This window comes from Saccharothrix carnea, from assembly GCF_003014735.1.
Classification (GTDB): domain Bacteria; phylum Actinomycetota; class Actinomycetes; order Mycobacteriales; family Pseudonocardiaceae; genus Actinosynnema; species Actinosynnema carneum.
Window position 1 is genome coordinate 141,735 of record NZ_PYAX01000001.1, and the last position, 20,308, is coordinate 162,042.

Below are 20,308 nucleotides of genomic sequence, written 5' to 3' on the forward strand. Positions count from 1 at the left end.
GATCGGGCCGGCGGTCTCAGGCGTCCACTTGAGACCTGTCACCCGACCAGAGGGTGTGGAAGCTGCCCTCGCGGTCGGTGCGGCGGTAGGTGTGCGCGCCGAAGAAGTCGCGCAGCCCCTGGATCAGCGACGCGGGCAGGCGCTCGGACCGCAGCCCGTCGTAGTACGCCAGCGCGGACACGAAACCGGGCGCGGGCACGCCCGCCGTCACCGCCTTCACCACGACCCGCCGCCACGCGGCCTCGGCCGACTTCACCGCGTCGCGGAAGTAGTCGTCCACGAGCAGCGAGGCCAGCTCCGGCGCCTTGTCGTAGGCCTCGCGGATGCGGTCGAGGAACCGGGCCCGGATGATGCAGCCGCCGCGCCAGATCGTGGCCATCGCGCCCAGGTCGAGGTCCCAGCCGTACTCGGCGCTCGCCGCGCGCATCTGGTCGAAGCCCTGCGCGTACGCCACGACCTTCGACGCGTACAGCGCCTGCCGCACGTCCTCGACCAGCGAGTCGTCCGCACCGCCCTCGACCTCGGCGGGCCCGAACGCCTCCCGCACCGCCTGCCGCTGGCCCGCCCGCCCGGACAGCGACCGCGCGAACACCGCCTCGGCGATGCCGGTCACCGGCACGCCCAGCTCCAGCGCCTCCTGCACGGTCCAGCGGCCGGTGCCCTTCTGCTCGGCCTCGTCCGCGATCACGTCCACCAGCGCGGCACCGGTCTCGACGTCGACGTGGCCGAGCACCTCGGCGGTGATCTCGACCAGGTAGGACTCCAGGTCACCGGTGTTCCAGCCGCGGAACACCTCGGCCACGTCGGCGGGCGCCAGGCCGCCGACCCGGTGCAGCAGGTCGTAGGCCTCGGCGATGAGCTGCATGTCGGCGTACTCGATGCCGTTGTGCACCATCTTGACGAAGTGCCCGGCGCCGTCCGGCCCGACGTGCACGCAGCACGGCACGCCGTCGACCTTGGCCGCGATGTCCTCCAGCACCGGCCCGAGGTGCCCGTAGGACTCCTTCGACCCGCCCGGCATGATCGACGGGCCGTTGAGCGCGCCTTCCTCGCCGCCGGAGATGCCCGCGCCGACGAAGTGCAGCCCGGCGTCCTTCAGCGCGGCCTCGCGGCGGCGGGTGTCGGCGTAGTGGGCGTTGCCGCCGTCGATCACCATGTCGCCGGGCTCCAGCAGGGGCACCAGTTCGTCGATGACGGCGTCGGTCGGCCCGCCCGCCTTGACCATGATGATGATCTGGCGGGGCGTCTGGAGGCTCGCGACGAGCTCTTCCAGCGTCTCGGCCGGCACGAAGTCGCCCTCGTGGCCGTGGTCGGCGATGAGCGCCTTGGTGCGGGCGTGGCTGCGGTTGTGCACGGCGACGCGGTAGCCGTGCCGGGCGAGGTTGCGCGCCAGGTTGCTGCCCATGACGGCGAGCCCGGTGACGGCGATCCGCGCGGGTGCCTCGGAGGTGGTCATCTGCACAGCGTGCCCAAATCCGCGCCCGCGCGCACCTGTCCGGGACCCCTGAACCCCGGTTGCGCGCTGCGGCGTCGATCACCCCTGTAACATCGTGAAACAGCAGTGGAACGGGGGGCGCGGATGGCCAGGGCGACGGTGCGGGACGTGGCACGGGCCACCGGGCTTTCCATCGCCACGGTGTCCCGCGTGCTCAACGGGCAGGCCAACGTCGCCGAGCACACCCGCGAGCTGGTGCTGCGCACGGTCGCCGGGTTGGGCGCGGAGGCGCCGAGGGCGCGTGGCGTGAAGCCCGCGGGCCCGATCTGCGTGCGCTGCCCGTACCTGCTCACCGACTACTTCGGGCTGATCGTCTCCAGCGTCGCCGAGACGTTGGCGCTGCACCACCGGCAGGTGCTGCTCAGCGCGGGCGTGTCCGCGCAGCGCGAGACCGTGCTGCCGGGCCTGGCGAGCCGGTCGGACGTGGGCGGCGCGATCCTGATCCTGCCGCCGGAGCCCGCCGAGGAGCTGGTCCGGCTGCGCGACCGCCGGTTCCCGTTCGTGGTGGTCGACCCGCGCACCGAGCTGCCGCGCGACGTGGCGTCGGTGTCGGCGGCGCACTTCGCGGGCGCGCGGCGGCTGATGGCGCACCTGGTGGAGCTGGGCCACCGGCGGATCGGGATCATCGGCGGCCCCGGTGACTGGCTGGTCAGCGACGGCAGGCTGGCCGGGTACGCGGCGGCGTTGTCCGACGTGGGCGTGCTGCCGTCGGCGGAGCTGCTGCGGCACGTGGACGAGCCGACCGAGGAGAACGGCCACCTCGTCGCCCGTGACCTGCTCGGCCTCGCGGACCGGCCCACGGCGCTGGTCGCGTTCAACGACAAGATGGCGGTCGGCGCCTTGCGGGCGGCCCGGGAACAGGGCCTCGACGTGCCGGGTGACGTGTCGATCGCCGGTTTCGACGACCTCGACCTCAGCCGTGCCACGCGACCGGAACTGACCACGGTGCGGCAGCCGTTGCAGGAGATGGGCCGGATGGCCGTGACCCTGCTGATGCGGCTGCTCGACCGGCACGAGCTGGAAGCCCTGCACGTCGAGCTGGCCACGGAACTGGTGGTCAGGGCGTCCACGGGCCCCGCGCCGCGCGTCTGACGCACCGCGTTCCACTCGTTTTCACGGTCTTTACCGGTATAAATCCGCGACCTTGACACGGGTTCGGCGTCATTGTTTCCTTCAGGTGCGGACAAGTTCCACAAATGTTCCACCTTGTTTCAGATGCCGACCCCTGCCCACAACGTCGTGAAAGGAGTCCGGGGTGCCCTCTTCCCACCGTCGGGCTTTCATCAGCGCCGGCATAACGTTGATCACGGTCGCCGCCGCCCTCGCCGCCTCGCAGCCCGCCGCCGCGGCGGGCGAGTCCGTCAACGTCCACCTGACCACCACCTCCGACAGCGGCGGCCGCACGGTCACCCGCGGTCTCCAGCAGCAGCCGTCGATCGCGTTCAGCTCGAACGGCGGCAGCGCGACCCACACCATCACCGTCAACGAGGGCACGACCTACCAGCAGTTCGAGGGCGGTGGCGCGTCGATCACCGACACCACCGCCTACCTGCTGCGCGGCGGTCCCGTCTCGGCCGCCACCCGGGACGCGGTGATGCGCAAGCTGTTCCACCCGGTCGACGGCATCGGCCTGTCGTTCGTGCGCAACCCGATCGGCGCTTCCGACCTGTCCCGGCCCGGCAACGTCTCGCTCGACGACACGTGCTGCGACCTCAACGACTGGGGCACCAACGGCTACGACACGAACGTGCGGCTGCTGACGCAGCAGGCCAAGCAGCTCAACCCGCAGCTGCGGGTCAAGGGCGTGCCGTGGAGCGCGCCGGGCTGGATGAAGGACAACGGCCGGATGGACCAGATGGGCTGGCTCAAGTGGGAGTACGCCCCCGTGTACGCCCAGTACTTCGTCAAGTACGTGCAGAGCTACCAGGCGGCGGGCATCCCGATCGACTACGTGTCCGTGCAGAACGAGCCGAACTGCTGCCAGGCGTCCAACCCGACCGCGATGAACTACCCCGGCATGAGCTGGAACCCGGCGGGCCTGGTCGAGTTCACCAAGAACAACCTCTACCCGGCGTTCCGCGCGGCGGGCATCAACACCAAGGTGCTGGTGCACGACTGGAACTACGGCGACTACGCCAACTTCGGCTCCGGCGTGCTGAACGACGCGGGAGTGCGCAACGACCCCCTGTTCGGCGGTATCGCGTGGCACGGCTACTTCGGTGACCCGGCGGTCGGCACCCAGGTGCACAACCAGTACCCGAACGTGCGGCAGTTCAGCACCGAGCACTCCGGCGGCACGTGGATCTCGAACCAGCACAACGAGGACATGGCCGACATCGTCAACTACGCCCGCAACTGGAGCTCCAGCCTGGTGAAGTGGAGCCTCGCGCTCAACCAGAACATGGGCCCGCACAACGGTGGCTGCGGCACGTGCACCGGCCTGATCACCGTGCAGGAGGGCGGGTCGCGGGCCGGCCAGGTCGACTACACCGTCGAGTACTACACGACCGGTCACCTGACGAAGTTCGTCAAGCCGGGCGCGTACCGGATCGACTCGACCGCGAACGGCACCGTGCAGAACGTGGCCTACCGCAACCCGGACGGCTCCAAGGCCCTGATCGCGCACAACGGCGGCACGTCGTCCCAGTCGATCCGGGTCAACTGGGGCAACCAGTCGTTCACCTACACCCTGCCCGCCCGCACCTCGGCGACGTTCACCTGGCAGGGCACGCCCGGCAACGGCGGTGGCACCGGTGGCAGCGCAATCACCGGCCTGGCGGGCAAGTGCGTCGACGTGGCGGGCGGGAGCAGCGCGGACGGCGCGGCGGTGCAGCTGTACACGTGCAACGGCACCGCGGCGCAGCAGTGGTCGCGGCCCGGTGACGGCACGCTGCGCGCGCTGGGCAAGTGCCTCGACATCAAGGACCGCGGCACCGCGGACGGCGCGCAACTGCAGCTGTGGAGCTGCGCGGGCGGCGCGAACCAGCAGTGGACCCACACCTCGGGCAACGACCTGGTGAACCCGGCGACCGGCAAGTGCGTGGACGTCACCGGCAACACCAGCGCGGACGGCACCAGGTTGCAGATCTGGACCTGCACCGGCGGCGCCAACCAGAAGTGGACCATCGCCTGAACGAGCTACGGGGTCCCGCTCCGGCGGGGCGGGACCCCGCTGACAACCCGGCCGCGACGGCGCGAGAGTCCTGGGCATGACACGACTCCTCGTGCTCGTCGCGGCCGTGCTCGCGGCCTGCCTGACCGCGCCCGCGGCCCAGGCCTCGTGGACGCTGACCACCGCGCAACGGCAGGCGTACCTGAACTACTACGCGCCCGTCATCCTCAAAAGGGGTGACGAGAACGACGGCAAGCAGGGCCGGGACTGGCTCGCGAACTTCGACTTCGACCGGGACGGCAACTACGCCTCCAACCGCGCGAACTGGAAGCAGGTCCCGCAGTTCGTCGCCGGGACCGCGGGCTACGAGCGGTGGCGCGTCCGGCCCACCCTCTACACCGCGCTGCTGGAGTTCACCGACAACGGCAGCAAGTCGTTGGTGCTGCTGTACCACGTCTACAACGCGGCCGACAAGGACGGCGACGAGATCCACGACTGGGAACGGGTGGAGATCGTGGTGCGCGGGGTGACCGGCACGCCGGGCAGCGCGGGCGAGTCGTTCGGCAACGCGACCGTGACCCACCACAAGGACCACGTCATGCGGCGCTCCTACGACCCGGACGTCAACTTCCTCCAGACCGCCGACGGCAGGCACCTGCTGCTGTGGCAGGCCGACGAGAGCGACTTCGACCTGCCCGACGCCGGGCCGCACGCGCACGAGCTGCGGTTCGTCACCGACACCTGGGCCTACGTCTCGGGCCGCATGGCGTCCGGTGCGAACGCCGAGGTGCGGATCTCCGGCGCGGACAACCGGCGCAACGTGCACTACGCGTTCGTGCCGGAGGGCGCGGCGGGGGCGGTGGCCGCGCTCGGCGCGGTGCCGCTGACGTTCGCCAACGCGTCCGCGCAGGCCAGCCGGGTCGACAACGGCACGAAGGTGGCGTGGCCGCGGGTCAAGCGGCTGACCTACGAGTTGCAGGACCTGGCCGACATCGTGCCCACGCACTGGGCACAGTCGGCGTGGCAGCGGCACTGGCTGGCCACCGACGTGGTGGACGTGCGGTTCGAGACGCCCGCGCTGGGCATCGGGACGGGCGTGCAGCGGTTCTACAACCAGTCCCGTGACGACGCCGCCTCCGACCTCACCGACGGCCGCGAGGGGTACCTGTCCAAGGCCTGGTTCTTCGGCGCGTACTCGGCGGAGCTGGACGAGGACACCCCGTCCGGGTCCGACGACTTCGGCGGGTTCGCGGGCACGGGCCTGGACAGCTCGGGCCGCAGCCGCGGCGCGGTGAGCGGTGACCCGGCCTCGCACGGCGCGTACTGGCGGCAGCACGAGTACTTCGTGCACTCGGGCGGCATGGACGACCGGGCGAGCCACGAGGTGGGCATTTGGCTGCCACCGGGCTGGCACCTGGCGGCCAACGGCGGCTTCGACGGCCGGTGGCAGCCGTTGTTCGACGACCGGCCGGCCGCCTGAGGGGTATCCGGCCCGCCGCTGCTCGACCAGCGGCGGGCCGGTACCGCGGAGCGCCCGCGCCGCACGACCGGCCGCGGGCGCTCGCCTAACCGGTCGCGCGATAAGCCTCGCCGGCCCGGTTCGGCGTCCCTCCGGGCACGTACAGCCCCGTGCCCGGCTTGTCGGCGGGGAGCGCGAACCACGCGTAGCGCTCCAGGTAGGGCAGGTCTTCGAGCATCCGTGACGACGCACCGGCGAAGTCGGCCAACTGCTGCGCGTCCGGGTAGCGCACACCGCCGCCGGAGAAGTCCATCAGCGAGTACTCGGTGAGCCAGATCGGCAGGCCGTAGCGGGCGCGCACGGCATCGAGGTAGTTCTTCAGGTGGCCGACAGCGGCCGGGCCGAAGTCAGAGCCGTACCAGTGCAGCGTGATGAAGTCGACCCGCAGGCCGCGCTCGCGGGCACCGGCCATGAACCGGTCGAGCCAGCCGCCCGGCTTGTCGCCGCTGTGGGCCACGGCGGGGCTGCCCAGGCGCATCCCCGTGGCCTGGAGCTGAGGCCACAGGTCCAGCGCCTGCTCCACGGTCAGGTTCGACTGCTTGGCGAGGTCCGGTTCGTTGAAGCCGAGCAGCGTGGTGCCCTGCGCCTTGACCGCTTGGAGGTTCGCCGGGGTCACCGTCTTCGCGCCCCAGATCATCGGCACGTACTCCACGCCGGCCGGCGGCTGCACGTTCTCCCTGGTGGGAGCCCAGTTGTAGAACCAGCCGGCACCGACGTCGGACAACGCCCGCGTCACGCCGTCGAAGTGCCAGGTGCTGACGCCCTTCTTGACCGACTTGGCGACGGGCTGCACGACCGGTGCCGCTGCGGCCGGTGTCGTCGTCGTTGTCGTTGTGGTCGTCGTTGTCGTGGTGGTGGCGGTGGTGGACGGCACGGTCGAGGGCAGCCGCGTGGTCGTGGCGGCGACGGGGGCGGCCATCGGCGTCGGTGTCGGCGTCCGCTCACCGGGCAGCAGCACGACCGCACCCGCCACCGCCGCCACGGCCGCCGCCGCGATCAGCGGCTTGGTGGCCGCGTGCGCCCAGAAGCCCTTCTTCACCACCGCGACCACGGGCTCCGCGCCGAGGTCGAACCCGGCGGGCAGCGGCACGAGCGGGATCCGGGCCAGCAGGCCGTCCACCGCGGCCAGGTCGTCGAACCCGCGGGCACACCGGCCGCACTCCCGCGCGTGCCGCACGATCCGCTTGCGCCACAACGCGTTCGGCTGCCCGTCCCAGCCGGCGAGCACGTCGGCCAGCGCGCCGCACCGCGGCAGGGCCAGCACCCGGACGACCACCCGGGCCCCGTCGAGCTGGGCCTTCATCCGCTGCACCCGCACGGCCGCGTGCTGCGGCGTCAGGTCCAAGGCCTCGGCGAGCTCGGCCCGGGTGATCCGGCCGACCTGCTCCAGCCACCACAGCGACAGCAGCTCGCGCTCGTCGTCACCGATCCACCGGGTCGCCGCCAGCACCTCGCGGCGCTGGCCGGTGAGCTGGAGCCGGGTGATGGCCAGGTCGGCGAAGTCCGCGCCCGGGTCGGCGACGTCGGCCGGTTCGGCGTCGGCGAGCGGCAGCCTGGTCCGGTGGTGGTCGCGCACCTGGTTGAGCGCGATGGCCAGCAGCCACGACCGGAACGCCTCGGGCTCCCGCAGCTTCGGCAGGCCGTTCAACGCGCGGAGCATGGTCTCCTGCACGACGTCGTCGGTGTCCGGGTGGCCCGCCAACGCGTGACCCACCACGTTGTAGACCAGCGGCAGGTAGGCGGCCACCAGCGCGTCCAACGCGCCGGGCTCGCCCCGCTGCGCGGCCGTCACCGCCGCGGCGTCCCCTGGTGTGCGCATACCGTTCCTCTCGGCCGAGTCGGGCTTACCTCACCGGAGACTCCGCGGACGCGCCACGATAACGACAATCACGCGGCGAGCACCGACGCCGCCATGCCGATCAGCGCCGTGCCGCACAGCCGCTCGAACACCGGCCGCACCTTGGGCCGGGTGAGCAGCGCCGAGAGCCGGCCGGCCAACGGCACCACCACGGCCCAGAAGCACGCGAACACGCCCACCGCGACGGCGGAGAGCAGCGCGGCCTGCGGCAGCGGCGGTGCCGCCGGGTCCATGGCCTGCGGGACCAGGCTGAGGAACGTCAGCATCACCTTCGGGTTGAGCAGGTCGCACAGCACGCCGCGCAGGAACAGCGACCGGTCCGACTTCGGCGCCTGCCTGATCGGCCCACCGCGCCGTGCCGCCCGCAGCGTGGCGATGCCCAGGTACGCCAGGTACAGCGCGCCGACCGCCTTGACCGCCAGCAACGCCGCCGGTGCCGCCGCGACCAGCGCGGACAGCCCCACCGTGGCCAGCAGGGCGTGCACCAGCAGCCCGGTCACCACGCCCGCCGCGGTCAGCGCGCCGTACCGCACCCCGCGCACGGCGTTGCCGGTGATCAGCACGAAGTCCGGGCCGGGCACGACGGTGATGACGACGAGGGCGAGCAGGAACGAGGTCCAGGCGATGTGCACGGCCGCATCCTCGGTCACTCGTTCGGGTGTATTCCACCCGACGATTACAGTGTTCGGTTGTGAGCGACACAGCCGAACTGGATTCGGTCGACTGGCTGATCCTGGAGGCGTTGCAGAACGACGCGACGCTGCCGAACCGGAGCCTGGCCGAGCTGGTGGGCATCGCGCCGTCGACGTGCCTGCAACGCGTGCGCCGGTTGCGCGAGCTGGGCGTGATCACCGGCTTCCACGCCGTGGTCGACCCGCGGACCACCGGGCTGCCGCTGGAGGCCGTGGTGTCGGTGAACGTGCGGCCGCACACCAGGCCCGTGGTGGCGGCGTTCCGGCGGTTCGTGATGGCTCAGCCTGAGACGCGATCGCTGTTCCACGTCAGCGGGCAGGCGGACTTCCTGGTGCACATCGCGGTGGCCGACAGCACGCACCTGCAGGCGTTCCTGATGGACAAGATCGCCTCGCGCACGGAGGTGCGGAACCTGACCAGCTCGGTGGTGCTGGAACGGGTCGAGACGCGGGCCCTCACCCCGCCCGACGACCAGCGCCCCACCCACCGCAGGCGCCGCGTCTAGGAATCCCCGGCAGGTAGGTTTTCGTCATGGACCCTGACGAGTTCCGCCGGATCGGCCACGAGGTGATCGACTGGATCGCCGACTACCGCTCGCGCGTCGAGGACTTCCCGGTCAGGTCACCGGTCGAGCCCGGGTGGGTGCGGGGGCAGCTCGCCGGGCTGCCCGAGCGGGGTGAGGGCTTCGACGGCCTGCTCGCGGACCTGGACCGGGTCGTGCTGCCGGGTACCACGCACTGGCAGCACCCCGGCTTCTTCGCGTACTTCCCGTCCAACGCCTCGCTGCCGTCCGTGCTCGGCGACCTGCTGTCGTCGGGGCTGGGCGTGCAGGGCATGTTGTGGTCCACCTCGCCCGCCGCCACCGAGGTCGAGCAGCACCTGATGGACGAGCTGGTGGGCGCGTTCGGCCTGCCGTCGTCGTTCCTCGGCGGTGGGGTCATCCAGGACACCGCTTCGTCCGCCGCGCTGGTCGCGGTGCTCGCCGCCCTGCACCGGGCGTCGGGCGGGAAGTGGCGGCAGTCCGGCGTGGACGGCACGGAGACGGTGTACGTGTCGTCCCAGACCCACTCGTCGCTCGAACGGGCGGCGCGGATGGCGGGGCTGGGCGAGCAGGCCGTGCGGGCGATCGGGGTGGACTCGCGGTTGGCGATGCGGGTCGACGACCTGACGTCCCGGATCAGGTCCGATGTGGAGGCCGGGCGGCGGCCGATCATGGTGTGCGCGACCGTCGGCACCACGGGCACGGGCGCGGTGGACCCGGTGCGCGAGATCGCCGCGCTGTGCGCCGAGCACGGGATCTGGCTGCACGTGGACGCGGCGTGGGCGGGCCCGGCGGCGCTGTGCCCGGAGTTCCGCGGCTTGTTCGACGGCGTGGAGACGGCCGACTCGTTCACCGCGAACGCGCACAAGTGGATGCTGACGGCGTTCGACCTGTCGTTGTTCTGGACGGCGCACCCGGACGTGCTGGTGGACGCGCTCACGATCCTGCCGGAGTACCTGCGGAACACGGCGACCGAGTCGGGCGCCGTCGTGGACTACCGCGACTGGCAGATCCCGCTGGGCCGCCGGTTCCGGGCGTTGAAGCTGTGGTCGGTGCTGCGCTGGTACGGGCTGGAGGGCGTGCGCGAACACCTGCGCGGGCACGTGGAACTGGCGCGGCTGCTCGAATCTTGGGTCGGGGCGTCCGAGGACTGGGAGCTGGTCGTGCCGCGCACCCTGTCCCTGGTCACCATCGCCCACCGCGCCGGCGACGAGGCCACCAGAGCTGCGATGGACCACGTCAACGCGACGGGCGACGCTTTCGTCACCCACACCGTGGTCGACGGCAGGTTCGCCATCCGGGTGGCGATCGGCGCGGAGGCGACCAGGGAGCACCACGTCCGCGCGCTCTGGGACACCCTGACCGGCCTCCCGGCTTGACAGGCAAGTCGCCACTTGCCTATAACTGGGTGGTGGACGCAGACCCCGACCTGTTCAAGGCGATCGGCGACGCGACGCGACGCACCATCCTGGACGAACTGACCGAAAGGGACGGTCAGACGCTGTTCGAGATCTGCGGCCGGCTGACGATGAAGCACGGCCTGGCCTCGAGCCGCCAGGCCATCTCGCAGCACCTCGCGGTGCTCGAACAGGCCGGTCTGGTGCGCACCCGGCGGCAGGGCCGGTACAAGTTCCACCACCTCGACACGAGCCCGTTGCGCTCGATCGTGGAGCGGTGGCCCATCGACCGAGAGGAACCGAACCCGTGATCCGCATCAACATCACCAGCGTGCTCGTCGACGACCAGGCCAAGGCGCTGGCCTTCTACACCGAGAAGCTGGGGTTCATCAAGAAGACCGACGTCCCGGCAGGCGACGCCCGCTGGCTCACCGTGGTCTCCCCCGCCGACCCGGACGGCGTCGAACTGCTGCTGGAGCCGGACGGCCACCCCGCTGCGGGCCCGTTCAAGAAGGCCCTGGTCGGCGACGGCATCCCGTTCACCCAGTTCGCCGTGGACGACGTCTACGCGGAGGTCGAGCGGCTCAAGGGCCTCGGCGTCGAGTTCACCCAGGAGGCCACCGACCTGGGCCCGGTCGTCACCGCCGTCCTCGACGACACCTGCGGAAACCTGATCCAGCTCGCCACCGTGAAGTAGCCACCGGGAGGCGCTGCGGCTCAGGGGTTGATCAGCGTGGCGAGGTCCACGGTAACCGGGAAAGGTTCGGGAACCTCGACCTTCCCGGTGCCCTGGGCGATCTGCTTGTACCTGCCGGCGACCAGGCTGAACGCGATGAGCGTGGCCGGCTCGTCCAGTTCCACCACCCAGTAGTGCGGGATACCGACCTTGGCGTACTCGATCGGCTTGAAGACGCGGTCTGTCCGGCCCGTTCCCGGCGACACGATCTCCACTGCCAATCGCAGGTCATCGGGGTTGAACCGACTCGGCTGCTCCCAGTAGCGCTCGGCCGGCACCACCACGACATCGGGTGCGCGCAGTGAGAGCGGAGGCCCCGGGTCTATCACGACATCGACGTCCTGGACCGCCACCATCCCCGCAGGCAATTGCTCTTTCAGGCAGCTACGGAGGTTCGCCATCGCCACTTGGTGCTTCGGTGCCGGCCTTGGGGCCACCAGCAAGACTCCTTCGACCAGCTCGAAGTGGCGCGACTTGTCCTCCGGAAGCGCGTCCCACTCCTCAAGCGTGAACAAGTGGTCAGGCCAGGGCATGGTGCTCATCGCGGCCACCTCTCTTGCTCCATCGACTGCGCAGCGTAGCTGGTCGACTACAGGACCCGAAGCAGGCCCTCCTGCACCACGGTAGCCACCAACTGGCCGTCGTGGCTGTAGAAGCAGGTACCCGGCCGCCGACCTGGGCCCGGTCGTCACCGCCGTCCTCGACGACACCTGCGGAAACCTGATCCAGCTCGCCACCGTGAAGTAGCCACGCGCTGACCGTTCAGCGGCTCAGCAGTTCGTCCAACTCGAACACCACCGGGAAGGGGTTGGGGATCTCCACCTTCCCGGTGCCACCGCCTACGCGCTCGTAGTAGCCGTCGACCAGGGTGAAGGCGGTGAGCGTCACCGGGTCGTCGATCTCCACGAGCCAGTAGTGCGGGATGCCGGCCGCAGCGTACTCGGCGGGCTTCATCACGCGGTCCGTGCCGCCGGTGCCCGGCGATACGATCTCGACTGCCAGCAGGACGTCGTCCGGGTTGAAGCGCTTCGGGTACTCCAAGAAGCGCTCGTGGGGGACGATGACCATGTCCGGTGCGCGCATGGTGATCGGAGCCACCGGCTTGACCAGGACATCCACATCCGGGACGGCCACGACGTCCCGCGGCAGTTGTTCGTCCAGCCAGGTGCCCAGCCGTTTCATGGCCACCTGGTGCTTGGGTGCCGGTTTCGGGGCCACGAGCAGGATCCCTTCGACCAGCTCGATGTGGTACGACTCGTCTTCCGGAAGCGCGTCCCACTCCTCCAAGGTGAGCAAGTGGTCAGGCCAGGGCATTGCGCTCATCGCGGCCCACCTCCCATGACGCACTCCATCGACTGCGCAGCGTAGCTGGTCGACTACAGGACCCGAAGCAGGCCCTCCTGCACCACGGTAGCCACCAACTGGCCGTCGTGGCTGTAGAAGCGGCCGGTGGCCAGGCCGCGGGCACCGGAGGCCGACGGCGAGGCGCAGTCGTACAGGAACCACTCGTCGGCGCGGAACCGGCGGTGGAACCACATGGCGTGGTCCAGGCTCGCGCCCAGGACCTTGTCCGTGCCCCAGTACACCCCGTGGCGCACGAGGACGGAGTCGAGCAGGGTCATGTCCGACGCGTAAGCCAGCACGCACACGTGCAGCAGGTCGTCGTCCGGCAGCTTGCCGTCCGCCCGCATCCACACCTGGCTGCGCGCCTCGCCCGGCCCGTCCTCCCGCGCGCGCCACGGCGGCTCGGTCACGTACCGGATGTCGATCGGCCTCGGCAGCCGCGCCATGCCGATCTTCTCCAGGTACCCGGCCGCCGACTCGGCGTAGGTGGGCAGCGAGGTCGGCTCCGGCACGGTCGGCATCGGCTCCTGGTGGTCCAGGCCCGGCTCGTCCAGCTGGAACGACGCCGACAGCGCGAAGATCGCCTTGCCGTGCTGGACGGCGACCACGCGCCGGGTGGTGAACGAGCGCCCGTCCCGGATCCGGTCGACCTCGTACACGATCGGCACGGTCGGGTCGCCGCCGCGGATGAAGTACGAGTGCAGCGAGTGCACCCGGCGCTCGGGCGGCACGGTGCGGCCGGCGGCGACCAGGGCCTGGCCGGCGACCTGCCCGCCGAACACCCGCACGGGCGACTCGGCGGGCGACACCCCGCGGAAGATGTTCTCCTCGATGCGCTCCAGGTCGAGCAGCGCCACGAGGCGGTCGAGCACGGGCTGCCCGTGCGGCACACCGTCGGCGTCCAGGGGAACGTCCGAGAACTCGGCGGTCGCCGCGGCGCGGGCAGCCTCGGTCACGTCATCTCCTAAGCGTGGTCGTCCTCCCCCAGGCGGTGCACCCGGATGAGGTTCGTCGAGCCGATCGTGCCAGGCGGCGAGCCCGCCACGACCACGACGAGGTCACCGGGCTGGTACCGGCCGATGTCGATCATCGACAGGTCCACCTGGCGGACCATCTCGTCCGTCGAGTCCACCTTAGGCACGAGGAACGTCTCCGTGCCCCAGGTGAGAGAAAGCTGACTGCGCACGCTGGGCTCCGGCGTGAACGCCAGCAGCGGCAGCGGGGTGTGCAGGCGGGCCAGCCGCCGCACGGTGTCACCGGACTGGGTGAACGCGACCAGCGCCTTCGCGTTCAGCCGCTCGCCGATGTCGCGCGCCGCGTACGAGATCACGCCGCGCTTGGTGCGCGGGACGTGCGTCAGCGGCGGCACCACGGTGGACTCGGTCTCGACGGCCTCGATGATGCGGCCCATGGTCTTGACCGACTCGATGGCGTAGCGGCCGACCGACGTCTCGCCGGACAGCATCAGCGCGTCGGCGCCGTCGAGCACGGCGTTGGCGACGTCCGAGGTCTCGGCGCGGGTCGGCCGGGAGTTGGTGATCATCGAGTCGAGCATCTGGGTGGCCACGATGACCGGCTTGGCGTTCTCGCGGGCGATCTGGATGGCCCGCTTCTGCACCAGCGGCACGTGCTCCAGCGGCAGCTCGACGCCCAGGTCACCGCGGGCGACCATGACGCCGTCGAAGGCGAGCACGATCGCCTCGAGGTTGTCGACCGCCTCCGGCTTCTCGATCTTGGCGATCACCGGCTTGCGGCCGTGGCCCACGCGGTCCATGACCTGGTGGACCAGGTCGATGTCCGCGGGCGAGCGCACGAACGACAGGGCGATGAAGTCCACGCCCAGGTTGAGGGCGAACTCCAGGTCTTCGATGTCCTTCTCGGACAGGGCGGGCACGGACACGTCCATGCCGGGCAGCGACAGGCCCTTGTTGTTGCTGACGGGGCCGCCTTCGGTGACCTCGCAGACCACGTCGGGGCCGTCGACCTCGGTGACGGTCAGGCCCACCTTGCCGTCGTCCACCAGCAGCCGGTCGCCGACCTTCGCGTCCTGCGCGAGCTGCTTGTAGGTGGTGGAAACGCGGTCGTGGGTGCCTTCGACGTCTTCGACGGTCACCCGGACGATGTCACCGGTGCGCCACTCGACGGGGCCGTGGGCGAACCGGCCGAGGCGGATCTTCGGTCCCTGGAGGTCGGCCAGGATGCCGACCGCCCGGCCCGACGCATCGGCCGCGTTGCGGACGAGGTCGTAGACCTGCTTGTGGTCGGCATGGCTGCCGTGACTGAAGTTCATCCGGGCAACGTCCATACCGGCCGCCACCAGCTCGTTGACCTTGTCCTCGGTCGCGGTGGCAGGACCCATCGTACAGACGATCTTCGCGCGTCGACTCACGTCTAGTCAGAGTAGTCCCTGTCACTGGACCGATCAGGATGTACCGGGAAGTAATCTCGGCGAAACAGGCAGAATCCGCACCGTGGGCCCCAGAATCCTTCCGTTCGTGGTCGCGGTGTTGCTCAGCGTCATCGTGCTGTTCACCCCGGCGTCAGGTGTGCCCACGGCTCCGCCGGGCACCGACAAGGTCGTGCACTTCGTGCTGTTTGCGCTGCTCATGGGCACCGGCCGCTACGCGCGCCTGCCGACGTGGCCGCTGGCCGCCTGCCTCTTCGGTTACGCCGCGGTCTCGGAAGCGTTGCAGTGGCTCATCACCGCCCTGAACCGCGGCGGCGACGTCCTGGACGCCCTGGTGGACGTCGCCGGCATCGGCTTCGCCTACCTCCTGGCCCGCTCGGCCACCCGAAAACGTCGTACCCCTCTGGGAGAATAAAACCGGGGGTCCCCTGAGGGTTGACGCCTGCGTAGCCGGCAGCCGGTCTGCCCGGCCCACCAGCCCGCTCGCCCAACCCACCGGCCCGGCCCTCTGAGCCCCCAACCAGTCCGGCCAGGCCAGGCCCAGCCCAACCAGCCCGGCCCGGCCAGAGCCCAGCCCGGCCAGCCCTGGCCCACCGCGCAGTCCGCCCGGCCACCGCGCCAACCCACCCTGCCAGCCCGCACGGCCCTGCCAGCCTGCCTGCCCGACCCAGCCGCCCAGGCCCGCCACAGCCCGGCCCGCCCAACCCACCGGCTCAGCCCAGCCGGCCGAGCCCGGCAGCCTGCCCCGGCCCGCCAAGCTGCCCCAGCCCTCCAGCCAGGCCTGTCAGCGCAGCCGAGCCCGCGTACTGGCCCGCCGACCCACTCCGGGCGGCTGGGCGCGTCAGCGCCGCCGGCGTCGTCAGCGGCGGAAGCCCAGTTCGGTCAGGCCGATGTGGTCGGCGCACCAGTTGACCAGTGGGGTTGCTTGGCGCCAGGCGTCGCGGACGCGTTTCAGGCAGTGCGGCTCGTGCAGGACGTCGTCGGGCGGCCAGACCTTGGCCACGTACACGCGCTTGTGCTTGAGCAGCTCGATCCGCGGGTGCTCGGGGTCGAGGCCGCGCGGGGCGCGTTTGAGCTTGTCGCCGCGCAGCTCCCAGCCGGACTTGGCGAGCTTGGCGAGCACCTTCTCCAGCGCACGGCCGCGCACGTCGTCGGCGACGGACTCGCGGTAGCGCGCGAGCTGGTCGGGAGCCATGGCGAACGACCCACCCGCCACCAACAGGCCCTCGGGTCCGATCTGCACGTAGTGCGCACCGCCACCGCGGCCGAGTTCGACCACGCCGCCGCAGTGGTCTTTGTACGGCGTCTTGTCCTTGCTGAACCGCACGTCGCGATAGGGCCGAAAGACCTTTCCCTTGCCGAACTCGGGCTCCAGCGCCGCGAGCAACGCCTCCATCGGCGCACGCACATCCCGCAGGTAGACGTGCTTGTTGTCGTCCCAGTACGCCTTGGAGTTGTCGGCGACGAGTCCGTCGTAGAAGTCGATGGCGTGTTCGCCGAAGCCGGTGAATTCCACGGCACCCAGCTTACGTTCGTCCATTCGTGGCTCATTCACTCGCTCTATCGCAACGCATGACCGAACGGTCACGTGCTGTGCATAATCGGCCGGGTGGGTAGGAAAACGGCGCTGGCCGGTTGGCTGCGCGAGCTCGACGCGGGGGAGATCCGGGACATCTTGGCGCTGCGCAAGGACGCCGCCGATCACCGACCCCACTCGCTGCGGGCGCTGGCGGACGAGTTGACCACGACGGCGTCGCTGCGCGCGGCGGTCGACGGGCTCGACCAGGCTTGCCGGGACGTGCTGGACACCGTGGTGCGATTGGGCGACGAGGCCGAGGTGGAGGTGGTGGCGGAACGGTTGCGCTGCAACGGGAAGGCGTCGCGGGCCGAGCTGAGGCGGACGTTGGCGCAGCTGCGCGCGAGGGCGCTCGTGTGGCCGGAGGGAGAAAAACTGGTCGGCTCGCCGGGGTTGCGGCTGCTGGAGGACGAGCCGCCGCGCCGGATCACGCCCGCGCCCCGCACGCCGCGCCGCACACCGCAGAACCGGGGTTTCGCGGACCGGGCCGCGATCACGCCCGCGACCTCCACTGTGGACGGTGTGACGCGGCTGGTCGACCTGTGCGACGTCGAGCTGGTGGTGTGCCGCGGTGGCGTGGGGTTGCGCGAGCTGCGGCGGCTCGCGGGCCTGCTGCGCGCGGACGAGAGCCGGACGCGGTTGTGGGTGGGGTTGGCCGTGGAGGCGCGGTTGCTCGCGGTGGACGACGGCAGGCTGGTCCCGACGGTCGCGGCGGACCCGTGGCGCGCGGCGTCGCCCGCGGACCGGTTGACGGCGTTGGTGCGGGCGTGGCCGCGGATGACGTGGACGCCGGGCAAGCAGCGGCCCGCGTCGGCGGAACCGTCCTCGTCGGACGCCGGCGAGCGGACCAGGCGCGGCCTGTTGGAGCGGTACTCGGGGCTCGGCGAGGACGAGGCGTTCGAGCACCGGCACGAGGTGGTGTCGGATCTGGTGTGGACGCGGCCGGCCGTGCACGGGCGTGCGGCGACCGAGGCGGCGCTGGTGGAGGCCGAGTCGGTGGGGCTGGTGGCGTTGGGCGCGGCGACGGCGTTGGGCCGCGCGGTGCTCGCCGGCGATGAGGTGGACGGGGTGGCGGAGGTGGCGGGCCGGTTCGTGCCGCCCGCGGCGAAGACCGCGCACCTGCGGCCGGACCTGACCGCCGTGGTGGCCGGGCTGCCGTCTCAAGAGCTGAGCGCGGTGCTGGACCTGGCGGCGGACGGCGCGGCGGGCGGGTGGCGGTTCAGCGGTGCGAGCGTGCGGCGGGCGTTGGACGCGGGGCACGAGCCGGACGCGTTGCTGGCGCGGTTGGCGTCGGTGGCCGAGCACGGTGTGCCGCCGACGTTGACGCACCTCGTGCGGGAGGTGGCGCGGCAGCACGGCCGGATCACGGTGACGCCGGTGGCGTGCTGCGTGCGGACGGAGGACCCGGTGCTGCTGAGCGAGATCGCCGGGCACCGGTCGTTGGCGCAGCTGTCGCTGCAGCCGCTGGCGCCGACCGTGCTGGCGTCGGCGAAGCCCGCCACGGAGACGTTGGCGCTGCTGCGGGCGGCGGGTTACGCGCCGACGACGTCGGCGGTGGACGGCACGGCGGTGGTGGAACGGGTGCCGCGGCGTCGGGTCGAGCCGCCCGTGCCCCGGCGGGCGACCGGCGGGTGGCGGGCGCCGTTGACCGAGCAGGAGCTGGCGAAGCTGGCGGCGGCGCTGGTGGAGCGGGAGCGGCCGAGGCCGAAGTTCGTGCTGCCGCCCGCGGAGTCGCAGCGGATCGGCACGGCGCGGCTGCTGCGCGACCAGTCGCTGGTGCTGCGCGATTCGGAGGTCGTGCTGCTGGCGGACGCGTTGGTGAGCCGCACGTCGGTGGAGATCGCCGTGGCGAACGGCCCGCGCAGCACGGTGAAGCACGTGATCACGCCGGTGGACCACGCGGCGGGCAACCTGAAGGCCAACTGCGCCCCGCGCGGTGAGCACCGCGAGTTCCTGGTCAGCCGGATCCGCTCGGTGCGCGCGGTGACCGGCGTCTGAGCACGTAACGGCAGGTGGCCCCGATCCCGGGTCCTCGGGTCGGGGCCACGCGCGTCAGGGCAGGCGGAGGTCGAGGGTGTCGGTCCTGCCTGCTTCGGTGGTCACCTCGGACGGTGGCCCGGTGCGGTCGTCCTTGGTCGCGGAGAACTCGTAGTGGCCCGGGGTCAGGTGCCAGGTGTAGCGGCCCTCCTGGTCGGACAGCACCGCCAGTTCCGGCACCGGGTGGGGCGGGGTGTCCAGCGACCTCGGCTGCACGAGCACGTCGGACACCGGCAGGCCGGCGGAGTCCGTCACCACCCCGGTGACGGTGGCCTGCGCGGTGGTGGGCGGTGGGGTGTCGGCGTCGGACGTCGGGGTCTCCCCGCCGCACGCCGCGAGCGCCAGCACGCCGATCAGCAGCGCGAGGTGTGCGCGTCTCACGATTCGCTCCTCTCGGTCACCGCTGGGACGGAGCGGACGGCGTTCCCGGTTGCCGCGCGCCGACGAACCTCACCGGATCGGGTCAGCGCCAGCCGATGACCAGGTTGAACCGGCTCTCGGTGATGCGCGGCCCGCTGTTGTGGCCGTTGGAGCCGACGCCGTAGGCGTGGAACGCCAGCGAGCAATGGCCCGCGCAGCCGGTCGACCCGGACGCCCGGACGGTGTGCACGGAGCTGCCGCTGTTGCCGCCAACGGTGTCGTTGTCGTAGTACAGGCGCAGCGAACCGCTCTCCCGCACCTGGTCGGTGTGGGTCCACTGCTGCTGGGCCTTGTCGCCGGGGTAGCCCTGGATGGTGGTGGACGTGCCGTTGAGGGACGCGGTGGTCCAGTAGGCGCCGTACCAGCCGGTGGTGTTGCCGATGGAGCAGTTCAGGGACGCGCCGCCGTAGTCGGCGTCGGGGTTGCCGTCGGTGGTCCAGCCGGTGTTGGACCGCAGGGTCGCCGCGGTGCAGGAGCCGTACGGGTAGGTGGTCCCGTTCGCGCCGGGGTAGAACTTGAGCTGGCCGGTGTACCAGCCGGTGCTCTGGTTGTAGACGCAGTGGCCGGCGGTCAGCACGAGGCTCGCGCCGAACATCCAGCCGGTGCAGTGCAGCCGCTCGACGCCGCTGACGGTGCGCGTGATCAGCACCGTGGCGCTGGCCGGGAAGCTCGTGGTCGGGTTGACCCGCACCCGGTTGTCGGCGCCGATGATCGACTGGACGCCGAGGTCGTCGCCGGTCGGCGACGAGTAGCCCGTGATCCGGTGGCCGGACGGCACGCGCTGCGCGCCGTACGCGGTCACGTCGGAGGGCGCACCCGCGCCCTCGTAGCCGGACACCCCGCGCAGCCGGTGCGACGGTGCGGCCGACAGGGTCACGCCCCCGGTGTCGCTCGCGGCGAGTTCCACGCCCTTCGGCGTGCCCGCGGACGCGGTGGAGACGAGGCCGATCGTGGCCAGCAACGCGCTCGCCAGCGCCACGCCGACCCGCCTCGACGATCTCTGAATGTTCACCCGTGCACCCTTCGTCGGAGGAAAAGCCCTCGACGGGTGAAGTCGCACGAATTCATGATTTGGTACGGAATAGGTAAAACTTGAGCCACTTGCCGACTCGAATGGACGTGACAGCCCATTCCGCACCATCCAACGGACGCACAAAAGTCCAGCTCAGGACA

General features: G+C 71.2%; 19 protein-coding genes and 1 pseudogene. 10 read left to right on the plus strand and 10 right to left on the minus strand.

Annotation, left to right across the window (positions count from 1 at the left end; all coding sequences use genetic code 11):
* Positions 1–16: 16 nt before the first annotated feature.
* Positions 17–1,456, minus strand: coding sequence for an NADP-dependent phosphogluconate dehydrogenase (gene gndA, locus B0I31_RS00665; RefSeq protein ID WP_106613947.1), 1,440 nt, complete (start codon positions 1,454–1,456; stop codon positions 17–19).
* A 123-nt stretch (positions 1,457–1,579) separates the two neighbouring features.
* On the opposite strand from gndA, the gene B0I31_RS00670 reads away from it, so the two are divergent.
* The 3 genes from B0I31_RS00670 to B0I31_RS00680 all read left to right on the plus strand — a co-directional run bounded on the left by B0I31_RS00670 (position 1,580) and on the right by B0I31_RS00680 (position 6,087).
* The gene (locus tag B0I31_RS00670; protein WP_106613337.1) at positions 1,580–2,587 is read left to right on the plus strand and encodes a LacI family DNA-binding transcriptional regulator; all 1,008 of its coding nucleotides are present in this window, start codon (positions 1,580–1,582) and stop codon (positions 2,585–2,587) included.
* A gap of 163 nt (positions 2,588–2,750) precedes the next feature.
* The gene (locus B0I31_RS00675; protein WP_106613338.1) at positions 2,751–4,628 is read left to right on the plus strand and encodes a ricin-type beta-trefoil lectin domain protein; all 1,878 of its coding nucleotides are present in this window, start codon (positions 2,751–2,753) and stop codon (positions 4,626–4,628) included.
* A gap of 76 nt (positions 4,629–4,704) precedes the next feature.
* Positions 4,705–6,087 (plus strand): hypothetical protein, encoded by a 1,383-nt coding sequence (locus B0I31_RS00680; RefSeq protein ID WP_219910566.1) that lies wholly within the window; start codon positions 4,705–4,707, stop codon positions 6,085–6,087.
* 85 nt (positions 6,088–6,172) lie between these two features.
* On the opposite strand, the gene B0I31_RS00685 is transcribed toward B0I31_RS00680, so the two are convergent.
* Both B0I31_RS00685 and B0I31_RS00690 read right to left on the minus strand, forming a co-directional pair.
* On the minus strand, positions 6,173–7,945 hold the full coding sequence (locus B0I31_RS00685) for a sigma-70 family RNA polymerase sigma factor (protein ID WP_106613339.1): 1,773 nt from the start codon (positions 7,943–7,945) through the stop codon (positions 6,173–6,175).
* 68 nt (positions 7,946–8,013) lie between these two features.
* Entirely contained in the window at positions 8,014–8,634 is a 621-nt protein-coding gene (locus tag B0I31_RS00690; protein WP_245949567.1) for a LysE family translocator, read from the minus strand.
* 41 nt (positions 8,635–8,675) lie between these two features.
* Here B0I31_RS00690 and B0I31_RS00695 point away from each other — a divergent pair, with 41 nt between their 5' ends.
* From B0I31_RS00695 to B0I31_RS00710, 4 genes are read left to right on the plus strand one after another with little or no spacing between them, the layout of a single operon-like run.
* Positions 8,676–9,182, plus strand: a complete 507-nt coding sequence (locus tag B0I31_RS00695) for an Lrp/AsnC family transcriptional regulator (protein WP_106613340.1) — start codon at positions 8,676–8,678, stop codon at positions 9,180–9,182.
* Between the two features lie 26 nt (positions 9,183–9,208).
* Positions 9,209–10,597 (plus strand): pyridoxal phosphate-dependent decarboxylase family protein, encoded by a 1,389-nt coding sequence (locus B0I31_RS00700; RefSeq protein ID WP_106613341.1) that lies wholly within the window; start codon positions 9,209–9,211, stop codon positions 10,595–10,597.
* Positions 10,598–10,629: 32 nt separating this feature from the next.
* The gene (locus B0I31_RS00705) at positions 10,630–10,926 is read left to right on the plus strand and encodes an ArsR/SmtB family transcription factor (protein ID WP_106613950.1); all 297 of its coding nucleotides are present in this window, start codon (positions 10,630–10,632) and stop codon (positions 10,924–10,926) included.
* Complete coding sequence (locus B0I31_RS00710; RefSeq protein WP_106613342.1) at positions 10,923–11,312, plus strand: VOC family protein; 390 nt, start codon at positions 10,923–10,925, stop codon at positions 11,310–11,312. The genes B0I31_RS00705 and B0I31_RS00710 overlap by 4 nt, the downstream gene beginning before the upstream one ends.
* A 20-nt stretch (positions 11,313–11,332) precedes the next feature.
* Here B0I31_RS00710 and B0I31_RS00715 read toward each other — a convergent pair whose 3' ends face one another.
* Positions 11,333–11,893 (minus strand): Uma2 family endonuclease, encoded by a 561-nt coding sequence (locus B0I31_RS00715; protein WP_146173699.1) that lies wholly within the window; start codon positions 11,891–11,893, stop codon positions 11,333–11,335.
* 130 nt (positions 11,894–12,023) lie between these two features.
* On the opposite strand from B0I31_RS00715, the pseudogene B0I31_RS42865 reads away from it, so the two are divergent.
* Positions 12,024–12,098 (plus strand): annotated as a pseudogene (locus B0I31_RS42865) (VOC family protein); the annotation flags it as partial.
* A 15-nt stretch (positions 12,099–12,113) separates the two neighbouring features.
* On the opposite strand, the gene B0I31_RS00725 reads toward B0I31_RS42865, so the two are convergent.
* Genes B0I31_RS00725 through pyk form a run of 3 tightly spaced genes read right to left on the minus strand, consistent with a single transcriptional unit; the run spans position 12,114 to position 15,084 of the window.
* Positions 12,114–12,674, minus strand: a complete 561-nt coding sequence (locus B0I31_RS00725) for a Uma2 family endonuclease (protein ID WP_106613344.1) — start codon at positions 12,672–12,674, stop codon at positions 12,114–12,116.
* Between the two features lie 53 nt (positions 12,675–12,727).
* Positions 12,728–13,651, minus strand: a complete 924-nt coding sequence (tesB, locus tag B0I31_RS00730; protein WP_181319927.1) for an acyl-CoA thioesterase II — start codon at positions 13,649–13,651, stop codon at positions 12,728–12,730.
* An 8-nt stretch (positions 13,652–13,659) separates the two neighbouring features.
* Positions 13,660–15,084 carry a pyruvate kinase gene (pyk, locus tag B0I31_RS00735; protein ID WP_106613345.1) on the minus strand — a complete coding sequence of 475 codons (1,425 nt, stop codon included), beginning with the start codon at positions 15,082–15,084 and terminating at the stop codon, positions 13,660–13,662.
* A gap of 82 nt (positions 15,085–15,166) precedes the next feature.
* Between pyk and B0I31_RS00740 the strand changes: the two genes are divergently transcribed.
* Positions 15,167–15,517 (plus strand): VanZ family protein, encoded by a 351-nt coding sequence (locus tag B0I31_RS00740; protein ID WP_106613346.1) that lies wholly within the window; start codon positions 15,167–15,169, stop codon positions 15,515–15,517.
* 444 nt (positions 15,518–15,961) lie between these two features.
* Here B0I31_RS00740 and B0I31_RS00745 read toward each other — a convergent pair whose 3' ends face one another.
* Positions 15,962–16,618: a DUF2461 domain-containing protein gene (locus B0I31_RS00745; RefSeq protein ID WP_106613952.1), complete on the minus strand. Its 657-nt coding sequence runs from the start codon at positions 16,616–16,618 to the stop codon at positions 15,962–15,964.
* A gap of 93 nt (positions 16,619–16,711) precedes the next feature.
* Here B0I31_RS00745 and B0I31_RS00750 point away from each other — a divergent pair, with 93 nt between their 5' ends.
* Positions 16,712–18,676, plus strand: coding sequence for a helicase-associated domain-containing protein (locus B0I31_RS00750; protein WP_106613347.1), 1,965 nt, complete (start codon positions 16,712–16,714; stop codon positions 18,674–18,676).
* Between the two features lie 54 nt (positions 18,677–18,730).
* Here B0I31_RS00750 and B0I31_RS00755 read toward each other — a convergent pair whose 3' ends face one another.
* Together B0I31_RS00755 and B0I31_RS00760 are read right to left on the minus strand one after the other, a co-directional pair.
* A complete protein-coding gene (locus B0I31_RS00755; protein WP_181319928.1) occupies positions 18,731–19,096 on the minus strand; it encodes a carboxypeptidase-like regulatory domain-containing protein in 366 nt (121 codons plus the stop codon).
* Between the two features lie 82 nt (positions 19,097–19,178).
* Positions 19,179–20,147 carry a trypsin-like serine protease gene (locus B0I31_RS00760; protein WP_181319929.1) on the minus strand — a complete coding sequence of 323 codons (969 nt, stop codon included), beginning with the start codon at positions 20,145–20,147 and terminating at the stop codon, positions 19,179–19,181.
* Between the last annotated feature and the right edge of the window lie 161 nt (positions 20,148–20,308).